Below are 775 nucleotides of genomic sequence, written 5' to 3'. Positions count from 1 at the left end.
CTCAGTACGAGCCGAACTTGTAGTTGATGCCGGCGCGGACGACGGCGAACTCGGTGTCGTTGCGGCGGCTGGTGGCGCCGGAGATGACGGTGACGCCGGTGCTGCTGAGGGCGACCGGGATGCCGGTGGCGCCGACGGCGAACAGGCCGTTGTTGCGGTTGCCCTGGTCGAGGTTCACGTACAGGCCTTCCACCTTCAGCGTCACGGCCGAGGAGCGGAAGAAGTTCAGGAACGAGTCGGTGGGCAGGGCGTACTCGACGCCGCCGCCGACGGTCCAGCCGGTCTGGAACTCGTCGCGGGTGAAGTTGGGCAGGCCGAAGTCGCGGCCGCCGCCCGAGCCGTAGGCGAAGCCGCCGGTGGCGTAGACGAGGGTGCGGTCGAAGGCGTAGCCGAGGCGGCCGCGCACGGTGCCGAAGTAGTCGAGGCCGGTCACGCCGTTCGGGTTGAAGGCGGCGGCGCCGGCGGCCAGCGGGCTGGTGGCCAGGAAGCGGTTCCGGTCACGGCCGAAATCGACGTACTGGGCGTCGGCCTCGACGCCGACCACCACGCCCGAGCCCGGGGTGAACTGATAGTTGTAGCCGATCTGGCCACCGCCGACGAAGCCCTCGGCCGAGCGCTGGCCGGCGAAGGCGATGACCTGCGGGCCGGGATTGGCGAAGACGCCGTAGGCGGCCGGGACGGCGGCGACGGTGGCGCCGCGGTCATTGCCGGTGCCGAAGCCGTAGCCGGCGTTGAAACCGGCGTAGAAGCCCGTCCAGGTGAAGACCGGCACCGG

1 protein-coding gene is annotated in these 775 nt (G+C 71.0%); it reads right to left on the bottom strand.

From position 1 onward, the window contains the following. Nucleotide 1: 1 nt before the first annotated feature. A partial coding sequence (locus MET9862_RS29075) for an outer membrane protein (RefSeq protein WP_142586325.1) occupies nt 2-775 on the bottom strand: 774 nt, incomplete at its 5' end.

The organism is Methylobacterium symbioticum (assembly GCF_902141845.1).
Taxonomy (GTDB): Bacteria; Pseudomonadota; Alphaproteobacteria; order Rhizobiales; family Beijerinckiaceae; genus Methylobacterium; species Methylobacterium symbioticum.
Note: the sequence above shows the minus strand (reverse complement) of the source record. Positions and strands in the feature narration are given on the sequence as shown.